The following is an 18499-nucleotide window of genomic DNA, read 5'->3' on the forward strand; positions in this document are numbered from 1 at the left end:
GCACGCGCGTAATGCAAGCAAAGCGTCGTTTCAGGCATTGAGCCTTTCGGCACGCGGGCCGCGCGGCATCGTGCGGGTTCTGCGGTACGTTTCCTCATAGCGGTGCCAAGTCGTGTCGATGGAAAACTGGCGCTCTATCCGCTCGCGAGCCGCTTTTCCCAGCGCCGCGCGGGTCTCCTCACTCAGCGTCAACATCGCGATGAGCGCTGTTGCAAGCGCGTCTGCGTCTTGCGGCGGGACCACGAACCCGGTTTCGCCGATGAGCCATTTCGTATCGCCGACATCGGTCGCCACGCACGGAACGCCGCAGGCCATCGCTTCTCCGACCACCGTCGGCAAGCCTTCGCTGCGCGAGGAGAGGCAGAACACGTCGAGCGCCGCGAGCGTCGTTTGCGGGTCCGGCAGCGCGCCGAGGAGCCGGCACGCGTCGCCGACACCGGCCTCGCGCAGACAAGCGACGAGCTCGCCGTTGCTGTCGTCGAGACCGCGTCCGGCCATCGCGAAGCGGCAATGCGGGAGCGCCTCAGACACGCGGCGTATCGCGGCAATGAAGTTCGGATAGTCCTTGACCGGATGATATCGCCCGACGATACCGATCACCGGCGCATCCGCGTCGAAGCCGAGCGCGCGGCGCAAGGTCTCGCGCGCCTGCGGCATCGGTCTGAAGAGATCGGGCTCGAAGCCGTTCGGAATCACCATCATCTTAGTCGGACAATAGCCGCCGTGCGCGTGCGAACGTCTGGCCGCTTCGCCGCAGCAGATGATCGAATCCGGCACGCGCGCCGACAGCAGCGCGCACGCTCGCGTGACCCAGCGCGTCATGCGGTTGCTGCCGGTCGAGCGCAAGTCGGTGTGGTGGATGCCCCAGACGAGCGCGGGGCGCGGCGCGCGCGAACCGCGCATGCGTCGCCACGCGCTCGCGGCATGCACGGCGAGCCCGCCCATCAGATCGCCGTGATAGAGCCACGTCTGCACGACATCCGGATCCAGCTCGCCGAGCCAGCGGATCAGCGTCGCGAACTTGCGCGGACCGGGCACGCCGCGACGCATGCCGAGGATGCGCACTTCGGCGCCCGCTTCGCGAATGCGCGCGGCCAGCGTGTCTTCGGACGAAAGCGAGATCACCGTATGCCGAACGCCGGTCCCGCGCGATGCGCGTATCAGCCGGTAGAGCAGCATCTCCGCGCCGTCGGCCGGCAGCGCCGTGATGATATGGACGATTTTCACGGCGCGATGTGCAGCGAAGAAGGCGCGCGTTCCGGCGCGGGCGCGAGCGTGCGATACACGCCGATGGTCTTGTCGAGCACGATGGCTTCGTCGAACTCCCGCAAGGCTTTGTCGCGAGCGGCAAGACCCAGGCGGCGCGCGAGCGCGCGATCATCGTCGAGCAGGCGGATCGCGTTTGCGAGCGCGGTCGCATCGCGCACCGGCACCACGAGACCGTCCTCGCCGTTGCGACTGACGACTTCGCGGCAGCCGGGCGCGTCCGTCGTGATGAGCGGCAACGCGCACGCCGCCGCCTCGATCAGCGATTTCGGCAGACCTTCGCGATAGCTCGGCAGCACCATCACGTCGGTTTGCGCGAGCAGAGAAGGCATGTCGCTCACATGACCGCGCCATTCGACGAGACCTTCGGCCACCCAGCCTTCGATGGTCGACCGCTCGATAGACGCCGGATTACCCGCGTCCGGCATGCCCGCAAGCACGAACCGGATGGTGCGATGCTCGCGCTTGAGCGCGCGCGCCGCTTCGACGAATTCCGCGATGCCCTTGTCCCACAACATGCGCGCGGCGAGCAGCACGCGCAGCGGCTCCGACGAAAGCGGCGCGTCGTCGGGCGGCGCCTTGAAGCGCGAGCAGTTGACCCCCGAGCCTTTGATGAGATGAATCGCTTTCTCATCCACTAGGCGCGCGGTCTTGAACATCGTCACGTCGTCGGGATTCTGAAGGATGAGCGCGCAGTCGTCGCCATCGAGCGCCACGCGCAGCACGCGTCGAACGAGCGGGCGCAGCAATCGCGCCTTCAAATCGCGGCTCGTGAATACGTAGCCGAGGCCCGCCACCGAGTTCACCCGCGCGGGCACGCCAGCCAGCTTCGCGCCGAGCGATCCGTACACTGCGCTTTTTATCGTGAAACCGTGCACCAGCGCCGCGTCTTCTTCGCGAAAGAGACGGGCGAGCCATAACACCAACGCCAGTTCGCGGAACGGATTCAGACTGCGGCGAATCATCGGCACGGCGCGCCAGCGAAAGCCGAGTTCGCATAGCTTCGGCCCGTATTCGCCCGGCGGCGAGATCAGCACGACTTCGTGACCCATATCGCGTAACCGGTAGGCCAGCGACAGGCGGAAGTTGTACAGATACCAGTCGGTATTCGCAAACAGGATGACTTTGTTCATGGCCTCGTCCCATGCAGCGTAGTTGTGCCCCGACGATTGCGGACGTTCGCGCTCTGCGGCGCGTGGATGCCGGCGGCCCGCACACCGACGCGCTCGAATAGCGCGTCCCAAAGCCTCAAAATCGCGTCGACCGAATAACGCTCGCGCATCGACTGCGCGCCTTTGCGTCCGAGTTCGGCGCGCAGTCTTTCGTCGCCGAGCAGACGGGCCAGCGCGTCGGCGAGCGCGTCGCGGTCGTTCGGCGGCACGAGCAGCGCGTCTTCGCCGTTGCGCGTGATGTCGCGCGGGCCGCTCTTGCAATCGACTGCCACGGCGGGCACGCCCAGCGCCATGCTTTCGGCGAGCGCGAGCCCGAATCCTTCGAAGCGCGACGACATGGCGAACGCCTGCGCGCGCCGCATCTCCGCCCACGGATCGCTCGTCACGCCGGGCATGAAGATGCGATCGCCGAGTCCGTAGCCGTCGATCTTCGCCTGTAGCGATGCGCGCTCGGCGCCTTCGCCCCAAATGGTCAGGTCCCACAGCGGGAAGCGCGACGCAATCGACGCGTACGCATCAATTAGTAATCCATAATTCTTCTGCGGATGAAGCCGCCCGAACGAAGCAAGGCGCATCCGTCCGTTCTCAGCGGCAATTGCCGTCTTTTCGAACTCGCGGAACAGTTCCGGCGGCAGCGGGTTCGGCATGACCGCCATGTGGCGCACGCCGGGCACCATCGCGCGGAAAGGCTCCACGACGTTCTCGGTCAGGACCGTTACCGCGTCCGCGTGCGGATAGGCAAGGCGGGTGGCGAGCCGCCAGAACCGCGAGCGGCCGTCGACGGACGGGTCGTTGTGCTCACACACGATGAGCGGCACGCGTTGCCTGAGCGACGCGAGAATGCCCGCGACGTTGACGTTGTACAGAAAGCTCACGACGACATCCGGCCGGCTTTCGGCGATGACCGCACGCAGTGCGCGCTGCCGCTCCAGATACCCGAGCGCGCCGCTGCGCGGCTGCTTCACGCGGTCGGCCAGCCGCACGAAGCGCACCTTGTCCGACAGCGCATAGAAGCAGGGCGTGCTTCGACGATACGTCGCGACCACCGTGACGGTGTCGCCTCGCTCGCTCCACGCATTGACGAGCGTGGCCGCGACGCGTTCGGCGCCGCCGCTTCCCATCGAACTCACGAGCAGCGTGATGTTCATGCGACCAGATCTCCCGTGGGACGCGCGGGCGGCACGCGCTTCGCGACGATCATCGACAGGCAGAACACCGACGCGTGCATCATGCCGGTTCCGAGCAACACGCCCGGCATGCCGATCCAGCGCGTGAGCACGACGTTGGCCAGCACTTTGACGACGAAGGCGAGCGCGGTGACGACCGCCATGTCCTTGTAGCGTCCTTCGACGGCCAGGAGGTTCATCATCACCAGCGCGGCGAAGTAAAAGGGCAACTGCACCAGCGAATATCGCATCAGCTCGGCGACGAGCAGCGTATTGCCCGCGGTGAACGCGCCGCGCTGAAAGAGCACCTGCACCATCCACGGCGCGAGCGGATACGCGATCACGGCGCACACCGTCCCTGCGCCCAGCATCAGCACGGACCATTGGAACGCCGTCTGCCGTGCGCGCGTCACGTCGTCCTTGCCGAGAATGTCGGAGAGCACGGGCAGCGTGCCTTGCGCAATGGCGAGCGCGCCCATGCTGATCAAGAGGCCGAAGACGCGGTTCGCATAGCCGAGCGTGGCGACCGCGCCATCGCCCAGATGCGCGACGAAGTACTGATCCAGCGCGGGCGAGCAGCACACCACGAGCTGGCCCAGCATGAAGACGCGCACTGCGCGATAGATGGGTTGCCAGCGCTGCGAGCGGAACGTGAGCGAGAGGCGCGCGTAACGGCCTTCCACCTTGCCGCCGAGCGGCCAGACCACCAGCACGAAGACGACATAGCCGAGCAGCGTGCCCCACATGAGCGGCACCATCGCGCTCTTTTCCGTCATGAACAGCACGAGCAGCAGCGTCATCACGGCCGGCAAGCCGTCGAGCAGCGTGCCGATATGGCGCTCTTTCGACTGCAAGCGCGTGCCGTACGCCGTCTCGATCATGATGAGTACCCCGATGGGCGCCATCACCAGCATCATCTGATGCGCCATCTCCCTCGTCTGCGCGGAGAGGCTGCCCGCCATGAATTGAAGCGCGTACGGCCACACGAGATAAAGGATCGCGGTGAAGACCAGGCCGACGACGATTCCCCATGCCACGAGTTCACCGAGAAACTGTGCCTCCTCGTTCGCCGACTGGCGGCGCAGATCCACGAATGCCGGAACCAGCACGATTGCGAACACCGCCGCGCATGCGGCCGGCAGCCACGAAACGAGCGTCAGCGTGATCTGATACGCATCCACGACGTGACTGATGCCATAGCGATACGCGATGACCATTTCCTTGGCCGCGCCGGCGCATCGCCCGAGCAGGACAAAGACGGCGACGCGTGCCATCCCGCGCGCGGCGCGCAGGTGATCCGGGTGAAGCTGTAAAAGCCGTTCTCTCAGTGCCGCAAATTGTGAGATCAACGCAAGGGCCTCATGGTCCGCCGCCTGCGGCCGAAAGCGCCTGTGCGCTGATTGGCTCGCGGTCAGCTTGTTCTGAAAGGAAGCGGACATACCACGGCATGGCCCTCTCGATGCCGTCCGCGAAGGCGACCTTGCGTCCGTAACCGAGCAGACGCTCGGCCTTGGAGACGTCGGCTTGCGAATGGCGCACGTCGCCCGCGCGAAACGGGCCGTACTCCGGATCCCGGCGGCTCGTGATGCCATGTCGGGCGAGCGCCCGCTTGAGTTCTTCGTATAACTGCTTGAGCGTCGTGCGGTCCCCGACCGCCACGTTGTACACCTGCCCCTTCGCCTCGCGCGCGGCCATTGCGGCGAGGATATTCACTTGGACGACGTTATCGACATAGCAGAAGTCGCGGCTCGTTTCGCCGTCGCCGTTGATGGTGATGACCTCGTCTTCGATGAGCGCGGCGGTCCACTTCGGAACCACGGCCGCATACGCGCCGTCTGGGTCCTGACGCTTGCCGAAGACGTTGAAATAGCGCAGCCCTGTCGCGTGGAAGTCGTAGGTCCGCGCGAACACCGACGCATACAGTTCGTTCGCGTACTTGGTCACGGCATACGGCGAGAGCGGCTGGCCGATGCGATCCTCGACCTTCGGCAAGCCCGGATGGTCGCCATATGTCGAACTCGACGCGGCGTACGTGAAGCTCTCGACGCCCGCTTCGCGCGCCGCGCACAGCATGTTGAGAAAGCCGCTCAGGTTGACGTCGTGCGTCGCGATTGGATCGCGCACCGAACGCGGCACGGAACCGAGCGCGGCTTCATGCAGCACATGATCCACGCCTTCGAGCGCCGCCTTGCAATCGGCGAGGTTGCGGATATCGCCTTCGATGAAGCGAAACCGCTGCCACTGCCGCTCATCGACGACACTGCGCACTTCGTCCAGATTGCGCCGGTGTCCGGTCGCGAAGTTGTCGAGGCCGACCACGCGTTGATCGAGCGCCAGCAAGGCTTCGAGCAGGTTCGAGCCGATAAAGCCGGCCACTCCGGTGACAAGCCACGTCTGCGGCTTCTCGCGCAACGCTTCGCATACGGATTCGTATCGGTCGAGGTCAAGGTCGGGGTCGGGCATGGTCGTTCTCTGTGAACGCGTCACAGACGCAGGTCGCTGGCGTCTGCCGGAAGCACGTACTTCAGGTCGTACACCACATGCTGGTCCTTGCCGAGCGCATGCAGCGCGTCAGCGCCCATCTCCGCGAACTGACGATGCGATACCGCCACGATGATCGCGTCGTACGCGCCCTTCGCAGGTTCCTCGATGGGCTGAATGCCGTACTCGTGAAACGCATCTTCGCGCGAGATCCACGGATCGTAGACATCGACATTCGTGCCGTACTGCTGCAACTCCGTGACGATATCCACCACGCGCGAGTTGCGCATGTCCGGGCAGTTCTCCTTGAACGCGAGTCCCATCACCAGCACGCGCGCGCCGGGAATATAGATGCGCGCCCGGGTCATCGCCTTCACCAGTTGCGAGACCGCGTAGGTGCCCATGCTGTCGTTCAGGCGCCGCCCGGCGAGAATGATCTCGGGGTTGTAGCCGATGGATTGCGCCATGTGCGTCAGATAATACGGATCGACGCCGATGCAGTGACCGCCGACAAGCCCCGGCCTGAAGTTGAGGAAGTTCCACTTCGTGCCGGCCGCAAGGAGCACGGCTTCCGTGTCGATGCCCATCTTGTTGAAGATGATCGACAGCTCGTTCACGAGCGCGATGTTCACATCGCGCTGCGTGTTCTCGATGGCCTTCGCCGCTTCCGCCACGCGAATGCTGCTCGCCTTGTGCGTGCCGGCGGTGATGATCTGCCGATACAACTCATCCACCGCGTCCGCGACTTCCGGCGTCGAGCCCGAAGTGACCTTCTTGATGTCGGGCAGCCGATGCAGCTTGTCGCCCGGGTTGATGCGCTCGGGACTGTAGCCCGCGAAGAAGTCCACGTTGAAGCGCAGGCCCGACACGCGTTCGAGCACGGGCACGCATTCTTCTTCCGTGACGCCCGGATACACGGTCGATTCGTAGATCACGACATCGCCGGGTTTCAGCGCCGAGCCGATGGTTTCGCTCGCGCGCAGCAGCATGCCGAGATCGGGGCGCTTGTGCCGGTCGATCGGCGTCGGCACGGTGGCGATGAAGACGGTGCAGTCCTTGAGCGCGGCGGGATCGTCGGCAAAGACGAGCGATTTCGCGGCGCGCAGTTCGTCGTCGGGGACTTCGAGCGTCGCGTCGTGGCCTTCGCGCAGCGAGTCGATGCGATGGCGGTTCACGTCGAAGCCCACGACTTCATGATGCTTGCTGAACTCGACGGCGAGGGGCAGGCCGACATAGCCGAGCCCGATCACGGCGATCTTATGGTCAGTAAGCGAACGCATGACGGTTTCTCCAGTCTCTAAGCAACGCTTGGGGTCGGATGGTGCCTGGCGGTTCGTCTGCTGCGGCCCCGCGGCGCGGGACCGGGCCAGCTTATTCGGGTGCGGACTCGTAGTTGTGCGCCACATAGGCGCTGCTGCCGTAGCGGCCCGCGAGCGCCTTGTTCGCCGTATGCAGCGAGACGCCGTTGAGCAGCACGCCGGTCACGCGCGCGCCCGTCTGGTTCAGCCGCTTCATCGCCTCCTTGATTTCGCCGACGCGGGTGCGTCCATACAGCGAGACGAGGAAGATGGTGCCGGCCGCCGGAGCGATCGCGCCTGCGTCCGATACGGCGAGCACGGCTGCGGCGTCCACCAGCACGATGTCGTAGCTTCGCGACGCTTCTGCGATCACCTCGCGATACTTCGAGCTCAGCAGCAGCTCGGCCGGGCTCGCCGGATACGGTCCGCCTTGCAGCACATCGAGATTGGGCAGCACGTTGCGTTGCACCGAGCCCTCGAAGGTATGCGTGCCGCTCAGAATGTTCGCGAGCCCCGGCCCCGGCTGAATGCCGAACTGCCGATGCAGATAGCCTTTGCGCAAGTCGGCGTCGATCAGCAGCACGCGCGTGCCGCCCGATGCGAGCACCGTGGCGAGATTCGCGGACAGGAACGACTTGCCGACGCCCGGCAGCGGCCCGGCGATCATGACGACGTTGTTGCGCGCGCCGACCAGCGAGAACTGGAGCGCCGAGCGCAGAATGCGCAGCGCTTCGACGGTCGGGTCCTTCGGAAACTGCGCGGCGAGCACCGCCTGACGCGGCGACGTGCCGTTCACGACGCTGGAAAGCGCCGGCTGACGCGCGCTCTGCGGAATCGTCGCGAACACGCTCAGACCCGTTTCGACTTCGATCTCCTGCGAATCCGTGACGCCGCGGAAGATGCGGTCGAGCAGCATCGCGAGGCCCACGGCCGCGAAGAGGCCGAGCGCGAGCGCGACGGCGAACGCGAGCCACTTGATCGGCTTGACCGGCAGTTCGGGCACGTCCGCCGTGTCGATCAATTGAACCGACGCGGCCTTGCCCGCCTTGATGAGCATCATCTCTTCGATGTTGTTGCGCAGCGCCGTGTAGAGGTCCGTGCTCACCCGGACGTTGCGCAGGAGGCGCAGCGCGCCTTGCTCTTCCATCGGCATGGAACGCGTGCGGTCGTTCAGCTTCGAGAGAAACTGCTCGGTAGCGGCGATCTGCTTGTCGATCGCGACGATTCGCGGGTGCGCGCTCGAAAACGTCGTGGAGAGCTCATCGCGCGAATGGCGCAACGTCAGCAGCTGCGCGTTCGCGTCGGCGGTTTGCTTGAGCAGCAGACGGTTCGCTTCATCGGTATCGAGCAGCGAATTCCGGTCGCGATACGTGTTGTATGCGTTCTCGGCGTCTTCCATCTGACGCTTGAGCACGGGCAACTGGCGTTGCAGGTAGGTCAGCGAATTCTCCGCGATGACGGCCTTGCGGTCGCCATTGAGCCGCACGTACTGACGGCCGATCTCGTTGATGGTCGCGGCCACCTGCACGGCATCGGCGCTTTCGAGCGTCGCTTTCAGCACGCTCGATTTATTGCCCTGCTCGCTGATCTTCATCTGACTCTGGATCGCGTCGATGGTCAGCTGACGCGAGTAGTGCACGACCTCGAAGCCGACACCCGGATTGCCTCGCAGCGCCGTCACGAGCAAGCGCACCGGTCCTTTCGGCGTCTGCACGAGCAGCACTTCGCCGACGGTGCCGATGACCGGCGTGCCGAGCGCGGGATTGCTCAACTCATACTGTCCGTCCTTGCGCGCCGTCAGCGTGAACTTGCTGCCTTCGAGCTGGCGCGGCACGTCGAAGTCGGGAACGGTGATGGATTCGTCGCCCCATGCGTAGTCACCGAAACCGAAGAGGCCCGGCTCCGACAACTCGCCGTTGTGATGCGAGAAGCGGTTGCCGAAAATCGGCAAGCGCCGCGGCTCGGCGCTGATATAGAGCTTGAGCGCGTCGACCGCCCGCGAGACCACGAGCTTCGAGCCGAGCACCTGCATTTCGCCTTCCGCCGAAGAGCGATCGTCGAGCGTCGGCAGCATGTTGCTCAGCGGATCGCCGGGGCGCGAATTCGATACGTCCTTGTTGTCTTCGACCTTGATCAGAATGGCGGATCGATAGATGGGCGGGCTCAGATACGCGTAAGCCGCGCCGAGCAACAACGCGAAAAGCACGACCACCGTAATCAGCACGCGGTGATTGATCACCGTGTCTATTAAAGAGGCAAAAGGAATCTCGTCGTCGGTTTCGGTAGCGGCTTCGTCGGACGTTTTAGTTCTGGCAATCATATTAAGCAGTTCCGGGCGCTTATGGTCGGTTCAGACAGAGACGGCGGACTTCTGCAGCGGGATGCTCCGAGTGAGTTTCTAAGGAAGACAGATGATTGTTCTGTGTGCGCATGAGACGAATTGCGCGTGACGCAACCGTATCAGTCTGCATTTCACGGGTATGCGCGGAACCCCACACTCCGGCCTGCGGGTATATCGGACGGCGAATCAAATCGCCTGAGGAATATAAAAGAGCGCTCGCATCTAGTTAATTCGGGTTACTAATGCAAGCGTCTTCGAGTCGGTGTTTATACGGACGCTCGTTATCCATCTAATGATTCAAACCGTATTCAGTGCGTTTATGACCCTCGTATTAAACCGGTCGACTATTTCGCAATAAGCAGGTTTTGTTTTGAACGCTTAAAAGAACGACGATGCGAAAGCTTCGTCGGAAGAATGGACGATTGCGTAAAGTCTCGAAGTACTAATAGAGATGTCGTCACGGATGCCCCGATTGCCCGCATCCGCTCGTGGCTTTAGCATGCGAAGTCCTCGACGCCGATCCTCAGCCGCCATGCACATCGCCATTCTCACCTTCGAAGGCTTCAACGAACTCGACTCGCTGATCGCGCTCGGCATACTCAATCGCGTCAGGAAGCCGGACTGGACCGTGTCGATCGCGAGCCCGTCGGCCGAGGTGCGCTCGATGAACGGCGTCGTGCTGAAGGCGCAGGCATCGCTCGAAGACGCGGCGACGGCCGATGCGGTCATCGTGGGCAGCGGCATGCTGACGCGCGAAGTCGTCGCCGACGCGAGCCTGATGGCGCGGCTCGCGCTCGATCCCGCGCGGCAGCTCGTCGGCGCGCAGTGCTCGGGCACGCTCGTGCTCGCGAAGCTCGGCTTGCTGCAAGGCGTCGCCGCCTGCACCGATCTCACGACGAAGCCGTGGGTGCAGGAAGCCGGCGTCGCGGTCCTCGAACAGCCGTTCTTCGCGCGCGGCAACGTCGCGACGGCGGGCGGCTGCCTGGCATCCCAGTATCTGGCGGCGTGGGTCATTGCGCGGCTCGCAGGCGTCGATGCGGCACGGAGCGCCCTCCACTATGTCGCCCCGGTGGGCGAAAAGGACGCCTACGTGGACCGCGCGATGGCCAATGTGACGCCGTATCTGGACGCGGCGAGCGTTGTCGCATGAGCGCTTTGCCCGGTCGATAGCCGCTCCGGTCCGTTAAACAGATGCCGAAAAAAGCGGTATAACCGATTGCGCGGCCCGCCGGTTATGCGTTACAACGAAATGACCGTCAGCGGCCGCAACGCTGACGAGGCAGCCGCGCGAACGGGGCGACGCGGCAATCATCTGGAGATGGGGACATGAGGGTTCGGGCGACGGTGTTGCTGGTTCGCCAACATGCAGTGCTGCTGGTGAAGGAACGGGGTGGTCCGTGGTTTCTGCCGGGCGGCGAAGTCGGTCACGGCGAGTTGGCGATGAGCGCGGCCATCAGGGAGCTTTACGAGGAGACCGGCGCGGAGGCAAGCGCAGCGGCGTTTCTGTGGCAGCACGTGTCGGCGCACCACGTGCATCACGTTTATCGCGTGGCGATTCCGGCCGACGCGCGTCCGCATGCGAACTATCGCGCGGGCATCGACGAAGTGCGCTGGGTCGAGCTGTCGCAGCTCGCGGCCATGCCGGTCACGCCGGGCACGCGCGCCATTCTGAACCGCGCGGCCGGCGGCGGCACGACGCGCTCGTCGTGGCGCGACATTGGCTCGGCGCCGGGGGCGTCGGCGGGGTTCTGAGGGGCGAAAGCCGCGCGGCGCGGCTTGCGCTACGATCGCCACTGGCGCGCGGCCGCATTCCGGCCGGACTGCAACCGGTTTGTCTCTGCGCCGCGGAGACAATCGGCGAGCGCGGTGCTGCGCCAGATCGCCGATTTCGACCTCACCCTATGAGCGACCTCATTCCTTCTTCGCTTCTCGACGAAGTCCGCCGGCTGATCGATGCCGCCCGCGAGCGCGCGGCGGCCGCCGTCAACGCTGAACTCACGCTGCTCTACTGGCAGATCGGCAGCCGGGTACGCACCGAAGTGCTGGGCGGTGCGCGTGCCGAATATGGCCGGCAAGTGGTCGCGACGCTCGCGCGCGAGCTCGGCGCCCGCTACGGACGCGGCTGGAGCGAGAAGCAACTGCGGCACTGCATGCGGCTCGCGGAGATCTTTCCGGACGAGCAAAGTGTCTCCGCAGTGCGGAGACAATTGAGCTGGACGCATCTCAAGACCCTGATCTATATCGACGATCCGCTCAAGCGCGATTTCTACATCGAGCTTGCGCGCGTCGAGCGGTGGTCGTCGCGGCAAATGCAGGAACGCATCAATTCGATGCTGTTCGAGCGCAGCGCCATTTCGCGCCAGCCGGAAGCCGCCATTGCGCACGACATTGCCGTGATGCGCGACGAAGGGCGCGTGGAACCGGCGGCGCTTCTCAAAGACCCGTACGTGCTCGATTTCCTCGGACTGAACGACCATTACCTCGAAAAAGACCTCGAAGACGCGATTCTCCGCGAGATGGAGCAGTTCCTTCTGGAACTCGGCGCGGGCTTCACGTTCGTCGCGCGTCAGAAGCGCCTCCAGATCGACGACGACGATTTCTACATCGACCTGCTGTTCTACAACCGCAAGCTCAAGCGCCTCGTCGCCATCGAACTGAAGCTCGGCGCGTTCAAGGCGGAATACAAAAGCCAGATGGAACTCTATCTGCGCTGGCTCGCGAAGCACGAACAGGAGCCGGACGAGCTGCCGCCGCTCGGCATCATTCTGTGCGCGGGCAAAAAGCAGGAGCAGATCGAGCTGCTGGAATTGAACAAAAGCGGCATCCACGTCGCGGAATATCTGACGGTGCTGCCGCCGCGCGAAACCCTCGAAGCGAAGCTGCATCAGTCGATTCAGGCCGCGCGGTCGCGCCTTCTCACGCAGGAACCGGATTGAAGCGGTGCTTCATCCGACGAAAGCGGGGCGCGAGCGCCAAGTTGTTGGATAATCCTATCTTTCGTCTGGCAAGTCGTTGCCCGATGCCTGTAATTCGAGGCGCCTATGTTCACAGAAGCAGACAACATCACCGATGAAGAGATTTTCTCGACCGTTCAACGCCTGACCGACGCCGGTCGTCCGGTATCGCCCGTGACGGTCTGGTCGGAACTGCGTCGCGGTTCGATCGTATCCATTGCCGCCGCGCTCGAACGCTGGCGCGACGCCCGGCAGCCCGCGCCGCCGGCCGCGCAGCCTTCGGCCGAAATGCCGCAGGAACTCGCCGACGCGCTGATGAGCGCGGCGCATCGGCTGAGGAAGGCGTCGTGGGACGAGGCGCATAGCGCGGGCGCGCACCGCGCCGACCTGCTCGGGCAACGGCTCCAGACGGCGCTTGCCGAGCGCGACGAGGCGCTCGCCGTCTACCAGCAGACCGAGGGCGATGCGGCGAACAGCCGCCGGCAACTGGAGGAGCTGATGCACGCGCTGCGCGCATCGGAAGAAGCGGTCGCGCGTCTGCAGAATCAACAGAACGCCGCGAACGAGCGAGCCGAGGCCGCCGAAGCGCGCGCCGGCGAACTGGCGCAGCGCGTCTCCGCGCAGGACGCCGAACTGAGCGCGGCGCGACTGTCGCTCGACGAGGAGCGCAAGGCGCGCGAAGCCGCGAGCGCCGATCTCGCGAGCAAGAACGAGGAGCTTGCGCGTATCGCTCAAGAGCGCGACGAAGCGCGGCAGCATCACGCGGCGAGCTCGCAGGAAGCGGAGCGTCTGTCGCAGGAAGCCAGCACGGCGTCGGCGCGCGCCGAGACCGCGACCGCGCAGGCCAACGAAAGCGCCGCGCGCATTGCCGCGCTCGAAGCGGAACTGGACGCCGCGCGTCACGCGATCGCGAGCGAACGCGAAGCCGGCGCGGCACGAGAAGCGGAAGCTGCGGCCCACGACGAAGCGTTGCAGCGCGCGACGCGCGAGCTCGACGAAGCACGCGCGAAGATCGACGAGAACCAGACGCGCATGGCCGCGCTGGAGTCGGAACTCGCGGCGCAGCGCGAGGCGAACGAGGCGGCATCGGTCGCGCACGAAGCGTTGCAGCACGCCACGCGCGAACTGGACGAAGCGCGCGCCAGGATCGACGAGAGCCAGAACCGCATCGCAGCGCTGGAGTCCGAACTGATGGCAGAGCGCGAGGCGAGCGCGTCGCACAGCGCAGCGGCATCGACGGCGCAGGACGCGTTGCAGCAGGCCACGCGCGAACTCGACGAAGCCCGTGCGCAGATCAACGAGAGCCACGCGCGCATCGCGGCGCTGGAGTCCGAGTTGTCGAGAGAGCGCGAGACGAGCGCGGCGCACAGCGCACAGGCATCCACGGCGCAGGAAGCGTTGCAGCAGGCCACGCGCGAACTGGACGAAGCGCGCGCCCGCATCGACGAGATCACGCAGGAGAAGCACGTCGCGCAAAGCGAACTGGCGCGCGTGACGCAGGAAGCCGCCGCCGCCGTCGCCCGCGCCGACGAAGCGCAGCAGCAGGCCGCGACGCTCACGCAGCAGCTTGCCGAGCGCGAGAAGAGCGAGGCCGCCATGCGCGACGAACTGCGCGACCACAAGATCGCGTTGCAGACGGCGGGCGCGGCCAAGGAAGAGGAAATCGCGGCATTGCAGCGCCGCATCTCGGCGCAGGCGCAGACGCATTCGAAGGCCTATGACGAGCTTCGCAGCAACGCGGAGCAATGGGTCACGTATGCGCGCGACCTGAAGCAGCGGCTCGACGTAGCGAACGAGAAGATCCTTTTCATCGACGCGCGCAGCACCGGCGAGGTCGCGCTGTTGCGCCGGCTCTCGACGGAACTGGAGCGGCTGAAGCCGGATCACGAACTGGTGTTCCGCGAGGCGCAGCAGAAGGTGATCGGCGAAAAGATCGCGCAGCAGCTTGCGCAGAAGGGCTATCGGTACGATCCCACGACGGCCGTCATGTCGAAGATAGAAGGCTGAACGCGCCGCGTGTCCGCGCACCGCTTCCGCTGATGGATGCGGTGCGCGCGTTTCATCACCGCGATGAGGCTTGCCATGCAAACGGAACGCAGCGGCCTGGCAGAGATATACCGCGACTACATCGCGTGTCTGAACGAGCAGAACTGGCCGATGCTCGGCGCGTTCGTTCACGATGACGTGATCCACAACGGCCAGTTCATCGGGCTCGCCGGCTATCGGGCCATGCTCGAACGCGACTTCGCGCAGATTCCCGATCTTCGCTTCGATATCCGCCTTCTCGCCGCCGATCCGCCTTTCGTCGCGAGCCGCCTGTGGTTCGACTGCACGCCGAAGCAGGACTTCATGGGCCTGCGCATCGACGGCAGGCGCGTGTCTTTCGCGGAGAACGTGTTCTACGAATTCCGCGAGCGCAAGATCGCGCAGGTGTGGTCCGTGATCGACAAAGCCGCGATCGAAGCGCAACTCCGAACCGCTGGACCATTGCCATGATCGACGCTTCCTGTCATTGCGGCGCCATCCGTTTTACGCTCGACGCTCCGCCCGCCGAAATCAACGAATGCCAGTGTTCGCTCTGCCGCCGCTACGGCGCGCGATGGGCGTACTACCCGTTGCCGGCTGTGCGCTTCGCGTCCGATTGCGGCCCGACCGACATCTACATGTGGGGCCCGCGCCGGCTAGAGTTTCACCGCTGCGCGCACTGCGGATGCCTCACGCACTGGCGCGCCGTGGACGTGAATCGGCCGGTCATGGGCATCAATACGCGGATGATGCCGCCCGAAGCCGTCGCCGGCGCGCGCGTGTATCAAGGCGGCGAGACGACCGAATAGGCGATGCGGCGGATCAGTCGATCTGCTTTTGCCACACGGCGACCACGCTCGCGCAGAGCGCGACGCCGATCAGGAAGTAGAAGCCGTCGAGCGAACTCAGAAAGCTCGCCTGTTGCGTGACGATGCGTCCCACTTCCGCGAGCGCCAGGCTCTTCGCCTGCGCCGTGCCGTAGCCGAGCGCCGCGAAGCCGCCGGTCAACTTCTCGTACGTGTTCTGAAACAGCGGATTGAACGCGCTCACGGATTCCGCGAGCCGCGACTCGTGCACGGCCATGCGATGCTGCTCCAGAATGATGATGGTCGCGGTCGAGAACGAATACGTCAGTTGCTTGACGATATTCTTGAAGCGGTAGCCGTGGTTGAACTCCTCGATCGCGAAGAGGCGAAACGTCACGTTCGCCACCGGCAGCGCGATGAAAAGCAGCAACAGGCCGCGCAGCACGAGCGGCGCGATGAGCCACTGCATGCTGACATCGGGCGGCATGCTCGACATCCACAAACCGACGAACGCGGCCAGCAGAAAGCCCGGCACGATCATCGACTTCTTATGTTTGATGCGTGCCGAAAAGCGAAAATAGACGAACGCCATCACCACCGAAAACAGCGACGAAAGCCCGACGAGCCGCCCCGCGTTTTCCACTGGATAGCGCAGGCCGCCTTCGAGAAAGCGCGAGACGAGATAACTCATCGCGTTGCTGACGTAATAGAACGCGATGTACAGCGTGATGCCCGCGCGAAAGGACTTCTCCCGCAGCGCATGCAGCCGAAGCAGCGGCTGCGGATGATGCCACTGGTGCCACGCGAACCAGCCGAGCGACAGCACGCCGGCGACCGTCAGCACGATGAGTTCGGGCGACGTGCTGAACAGTTCGAAGCGCACTTGCTGCATCACGATCTGCAACGCGCCCTGCGCGAACGCGAAGATGATGTACGGCCAGAAGTGGGCCTCGCCGCGCTGCTCGCGCTCTACGTGGCCCGTATGCGGCACCGCGAGCAACGCGAAGACGCCCATTACCACGCCGCCCGCCGCGCCGCATGCAAAGAGCGCGCGCCAGCCGAGCCACGCGACGAAATAGCCGCCGATCAGCGGCGCGAGTCCGCTGCCGAGCAGGATCATGAGGAGGAAGTAACGCACCGCAGTCGCTCGCCGTTGCGGCGTGATCTGCGTCTGGATGAGGATGCGGCACGCGCTCATCATCGGGCCGATGAAGTAGCCCTGAAATCCACGCGCGAACGCCAGTTCCAGCGACGATTCCGACGCGGCTGCCGCCACCGCGCCCGCCGCGAACAGCAGCAGGCATCCGCCGACGTAACGCCGGTAGCCGAGCCGCTCGATCCACCATTGCTGCTGAAGAATGCCGAGCACCGAGGCGACGGCATACGCGCTCGATGCCCACACGAGCTCGTCCGCCGATGCGTTGATGCCGCCCGCGATATAGCTCGTGAAGAAGGAAAAGACCGCGTTGTCGAAGTAGTCGAGGCCGGTGGCGAGCGCGATGGCCCACGGAAAGGCGTCGTCGAAAAGGCGCGAGGCGAACGAGCTTCGCGCAAGCGGCACGGCAGTCATTCGGCGGTATCCTCGCTGCCCTCGCTGCCGTCGCTGCCGTCGCTGCCGTCGCTGCCGTCGCTGCCCTCGCTGCCCTCGCTGCCCTCGGCTTTGCGCCGCTGCCGCGCGGCCAGCCGTTCCTGAAAGAGCGTTTCCTGCTTTTCGCCGGCGATGCGCCGCCGGATGTAGTCGAGGTCGTCGTTCAGTTCGGCGCGCACGGCCTGCGCCTCTTTCAGCTCGCGCCGGACCCCGGCGATGCGCGCGTCGAGCGCGTCGACCTGCTGCGCGAGCGCCGCTTCGATGTCGCGCAGCGATTCGCTGGAATAGCCTTTGCGTCCGTCGCCGATGGGCTCGACCGGCCGCTTCAGCAATTCGACGATGCCTTGTAGCGCGAAGCCCAGCGCGCGCAGCCGCAGAATGCGGGCGAACCGTTCGAGGTCCTGCTCGCTATAGAGCCGGTAACGGCCAACGCTGCGGCTCGGCGCGACGAGGCCGCGTTACTAGTAGTACTTGAGCGTGCGAGGCGTGACGTTCAGACGCTCGGCGGCGTCGCGAATGGTGAGCAGCGCGGGTTTGCTGGAAGACATGGCGGCGAGCGCCCGTAATGGAGACGTGCCGCGGATTATAGCGCAAACCTGTACGTTCGCGTTCAGGTTGCGCCGACCCGTCCGAAAGAGGGCGCGATGATAGACTTGACCCGACTCCGAGGCTTTCCGCGACGCAAATGACCGACATACAGCAAAGACAAAAAGGCGTGAAACGTTTTTCGATGATCCGGGATTTCCACCTGGCCGACTGGTTCACGCTGGGCAACGCGATCTGCGGCACGGGCGCGCTCTTCTCGACGATGAGCTATATCGACGACGCGGAGGTCTTCCATATCTATCTCGCGTGCGCGCTGGTGTTCGCGGCGCTCGTCTTCGACGTGCTCGACGGCCGCATCGCGCGCTGGCGTCAGAAGGCGTCGCTGCTCGGCAAGGAACTGGATTCGCTCGCGGACGTAATCTCGTTCGGCGTCGCGCCCGCCATCATCGGCTATGGGTTCGGCATGCGCGGCCTGTACGACCGCGTGGTGCTGGCGTACTTCGTCGCCTGCGGCGTGTCGCGGCTCGCGCGCTATAACGTGACCACGGAAGAAATGTCGGGCGGCACCGGCAAGGTCACGCACTTCGAGGGCACGCCTATCCCGACCTCGTTCGCCATCGTGCTGATGCTCGCGGTGGCCGCGTGGTTCGGCGCGCTCGGGCCGCACATGTGGTTCGGCGAATGGCGCATCGCGGGCTTCACGCTGCATCCGCTCGTGCTTATCTACGCGCTCTCCGGCTCGCTGATGATCAGTCGTATCCGGATTCCGAAGCCCTAGCGTCGCGCCGCGTCTATCAAGTTTCGCCCAGCACCGCCGTTTACACGTGGATGAAAGGCGCCCCCGCACGGGTGAGCG

15 protein-coding genes and 1 pseudogene are annotated in these 18499 nt (G+C 64.9%); 7 read left to right on the top strand and 9 right to left on the bottom strand.

Features of this window, described 5'->3' with window-relative positions:
- Nucleotides 1–30 precede the first annotated feature (30 nt).
- The 7 genes from LDZ24_RS24895 to LDZ24_RS24925 all read right to left on the bottom strand — a co-directional run bounded on the left by LDZ24_RS24895 (nt 31) and on the right by LDZ24_RS24925 (nt 9703).
- The gene (locus tag LDZ24_RS24895) at nt 31–1227 is read right to left on the bottom strand and encodes a glycosyltransferase (protein WP_248324560.1); all 1197 of its coding nucleotides are present in this window, start codon (nt 1225–1227) and stop codon (nt 31–33) included.
- On the bottom strand, nt 1224–2399 hold the full coding sequence (locus LDZ24_RS24900) for a glycosyltransferase family 4 protein (protein WP_248324561.1): 1176 nt from the start codon (nt 2397–2399) through the stop codon (nt 1224–1226). The genes LDZ24_RS24895 and LDZ24_RS24900 overlap by 4 nt, the downstream gene beginning before the upstream one ends.
- Nucleotides 2396–3586: a glycosyltransferase family 4 protein gene (locus LDZ24_RS24905; protein ID WP_248324562.1), complete on the bottom strand. Its 1191-nt coding sequence runs from the start codon at nt 3584–3586 to the stop codon at nt 2396–2398. The genes LDZ24_RS24900 and LDZ24_RS24905 overlap by 4 nt, the downstream gene beginning before the upstream one ends.
- Nucleotides 3583–4878, bottom strand: coding sequence for a murein biosynthesis integral membrane protein MurJ (gene murJ / locus LDZ24_RS24910; protein WP_248324563.1), 1296 nt, complete (start codon nt 4876–4878; stop codon nt 3583–3585). Before murJ ends, LDZ24_RS24905 begins: the two co-directional genes overlap by 4 nt.
- A gap of 85 nt (nt 4879–4963) precedes the next feature.
- Complete coding sequence (locus LDZ24_RS24915; RefSeq protein WP_248324564.1) at nt 4964–6067, bottom strand: SDR family oxidoreductase; 1104 nt, start codon at nt 6065–6067, stop codon at nt 4964–4966.
- A gap of 20 nt (nt 6068–6087) precedes the next feature.
- Nucleotides 6088–7365: a Vi polysaccharide biosynthesis UDP-N-acetylglucosamine C-6 dehydrogenase TviB gene (gene tviB / locus LDZ24_RS24920; RefSeq protein WP_248324565.1), complete on the bottom strand. Its 1278-nt coding sequence runs from the start codon at nt 7363–7365 to the stop codon at nt 6088–6090.
- A 91-nt stretch (nt 7366–7456) separates the two neighbouring features.
- Nucleotides 7457–9703 carry a polysaccharide biosynthesis tyrosine autokinase gene (locus LDZ24_RS24925; protein ID WP_248324566.1) on the bottom strand — a complete coding sequence of 749 codons (2247 nt, stop codon included), beginning with the start codon at nt 9701–9703 and terminating at the stop codon, nt 7457–7459.
- A 553-nt stretch (nt 9704–10256) separates the two neighbouring features.
- Here LDZ24_RS24925 and LDZ24_RS24930 point away from each other — a divergent pair.
- The 6 genes from LDZ24_RS24930 to LDZ24_RS24955 all read left to right on the top strand — a co-directional run bounded on the left by LDZ24_RS24930 (nt 10257) and on the right by LDZ24_RS24955 (nt 15512).
- Nucleotides 10257–10874: a DJ-1/PfpI family protein gene (locus LDZ24_RS24930; RefSeq protein WP_248324567.1), complete on the top strand. Its 618-nt coding sequence runs from the start codon at nt 10257–10259 to the stop codon at nt 10872–10874.
- Nucleotides 10875–11050: 176 nt separating this feature from the next.
- Nucleotides 11051–11476 carry an NUDIX domain-containing protein gene (locus LDZ24_RS24935; RefSeq protein ID WP_248324568.1) on the top strand — a complete coding sequence of 142 codons (426 nt, stop codon included), beginning with the start codon at nt 11051–11053 and terminating at the stop codon, nt 11474–11476.
- 149 nt (nt 11477–11625) lie between these two features.
- Nucleotides 11626–12660, top strand: coding sequence for a YhcG family protein (locus LDZ24_RS24940; RefSeq protein WP_248324569.1), 1035 nt, complete (start codon nt 11626–11628; stop codon nt 12658–12660).
- A gap of 105 nt (nt 12661–12765) precedes the next feature.
- Nucleotides 12766–14685: a DNA-binding protein gene (locus tag LDZ24_RS24945; protein ID WP_248324570.1), complete on the top strand. Its 1920-nt coding sequence runs from the start codon at nt 12766–12768 to the stop codon at nt 14683–14685.
- A 75-nt stretch (nt 14686–14760) separates the two neighbouring features.
- A complete protein-coding gene (locus LDZ24_RS24950) occupies nt 14761–15174 on the top strand; it encodes an ester cyclase (RefSeq protein WP_248324571.1) in 414 nt (137 codons plus the stop codon).
- Nucleotides 15171–15512, top strand: coding sequence for a GFA family protein (locus LDZ24_RS24955; protein WP_248324572.1), 342 nt, complete (start codon nt 15171–15173; stop codon nt 15510–15512). The genes LDZ24_RS24950 and LDZ24_RS24955 overlap by 4 nt, the downstream gene beginning before the upstream one ends.
- A gap of 13 nt (nt 15513–15525) precedes the next feature.
- On the opposite strand, the gene LDZ24_RS24960 is transcribed toward LDZ24_RS24955, so the two are convergent.
- Entirely contained in the window at nt 15526–17079 is a 1554-nt protein-coding gene (locus LDZ24_RS24960; RefSeq protein ID WP_248324573.1) for an MFS transporter, read from the bottom strand.
- Nucleotides 17076–17645: pseudogene (locus tag LDZ24_RS24965) on the bottom strand (MerR family transcriptional regulator). Before LDZ24_RS24965 ends, LDZ24_RS24960 begins: the two are co-directional and overlap by 4 nt.
- Before the next feature lie 167 nt (nt 17646–17812).
- Here LDZ24_RS24965 and pssA point away from each other — a divergent pair.
- Nucleotides 17813–18421, top strand: coding sequence for a CDP-diacylglycerol--serine O-phosphatidyltransferase (pssA, locus tag LDZ24_RS24970; protein ID WP_248324574.1), 609 nt, complete (start codon nt 17813–17815; stop codon nt 18419–18421).
- Nucleotides 18422–18499 lie beyond the last annotated feature (78 nt).

This window comes from Caballeronia sp. Sq4a (assembly GCF_023170545.1).
Taxonomy (GTDB): Bacteria; Pseudomonadota; Gammaproteobacteria; order Burkholderiales; family Burkholderiaceae; genus Caballeronia.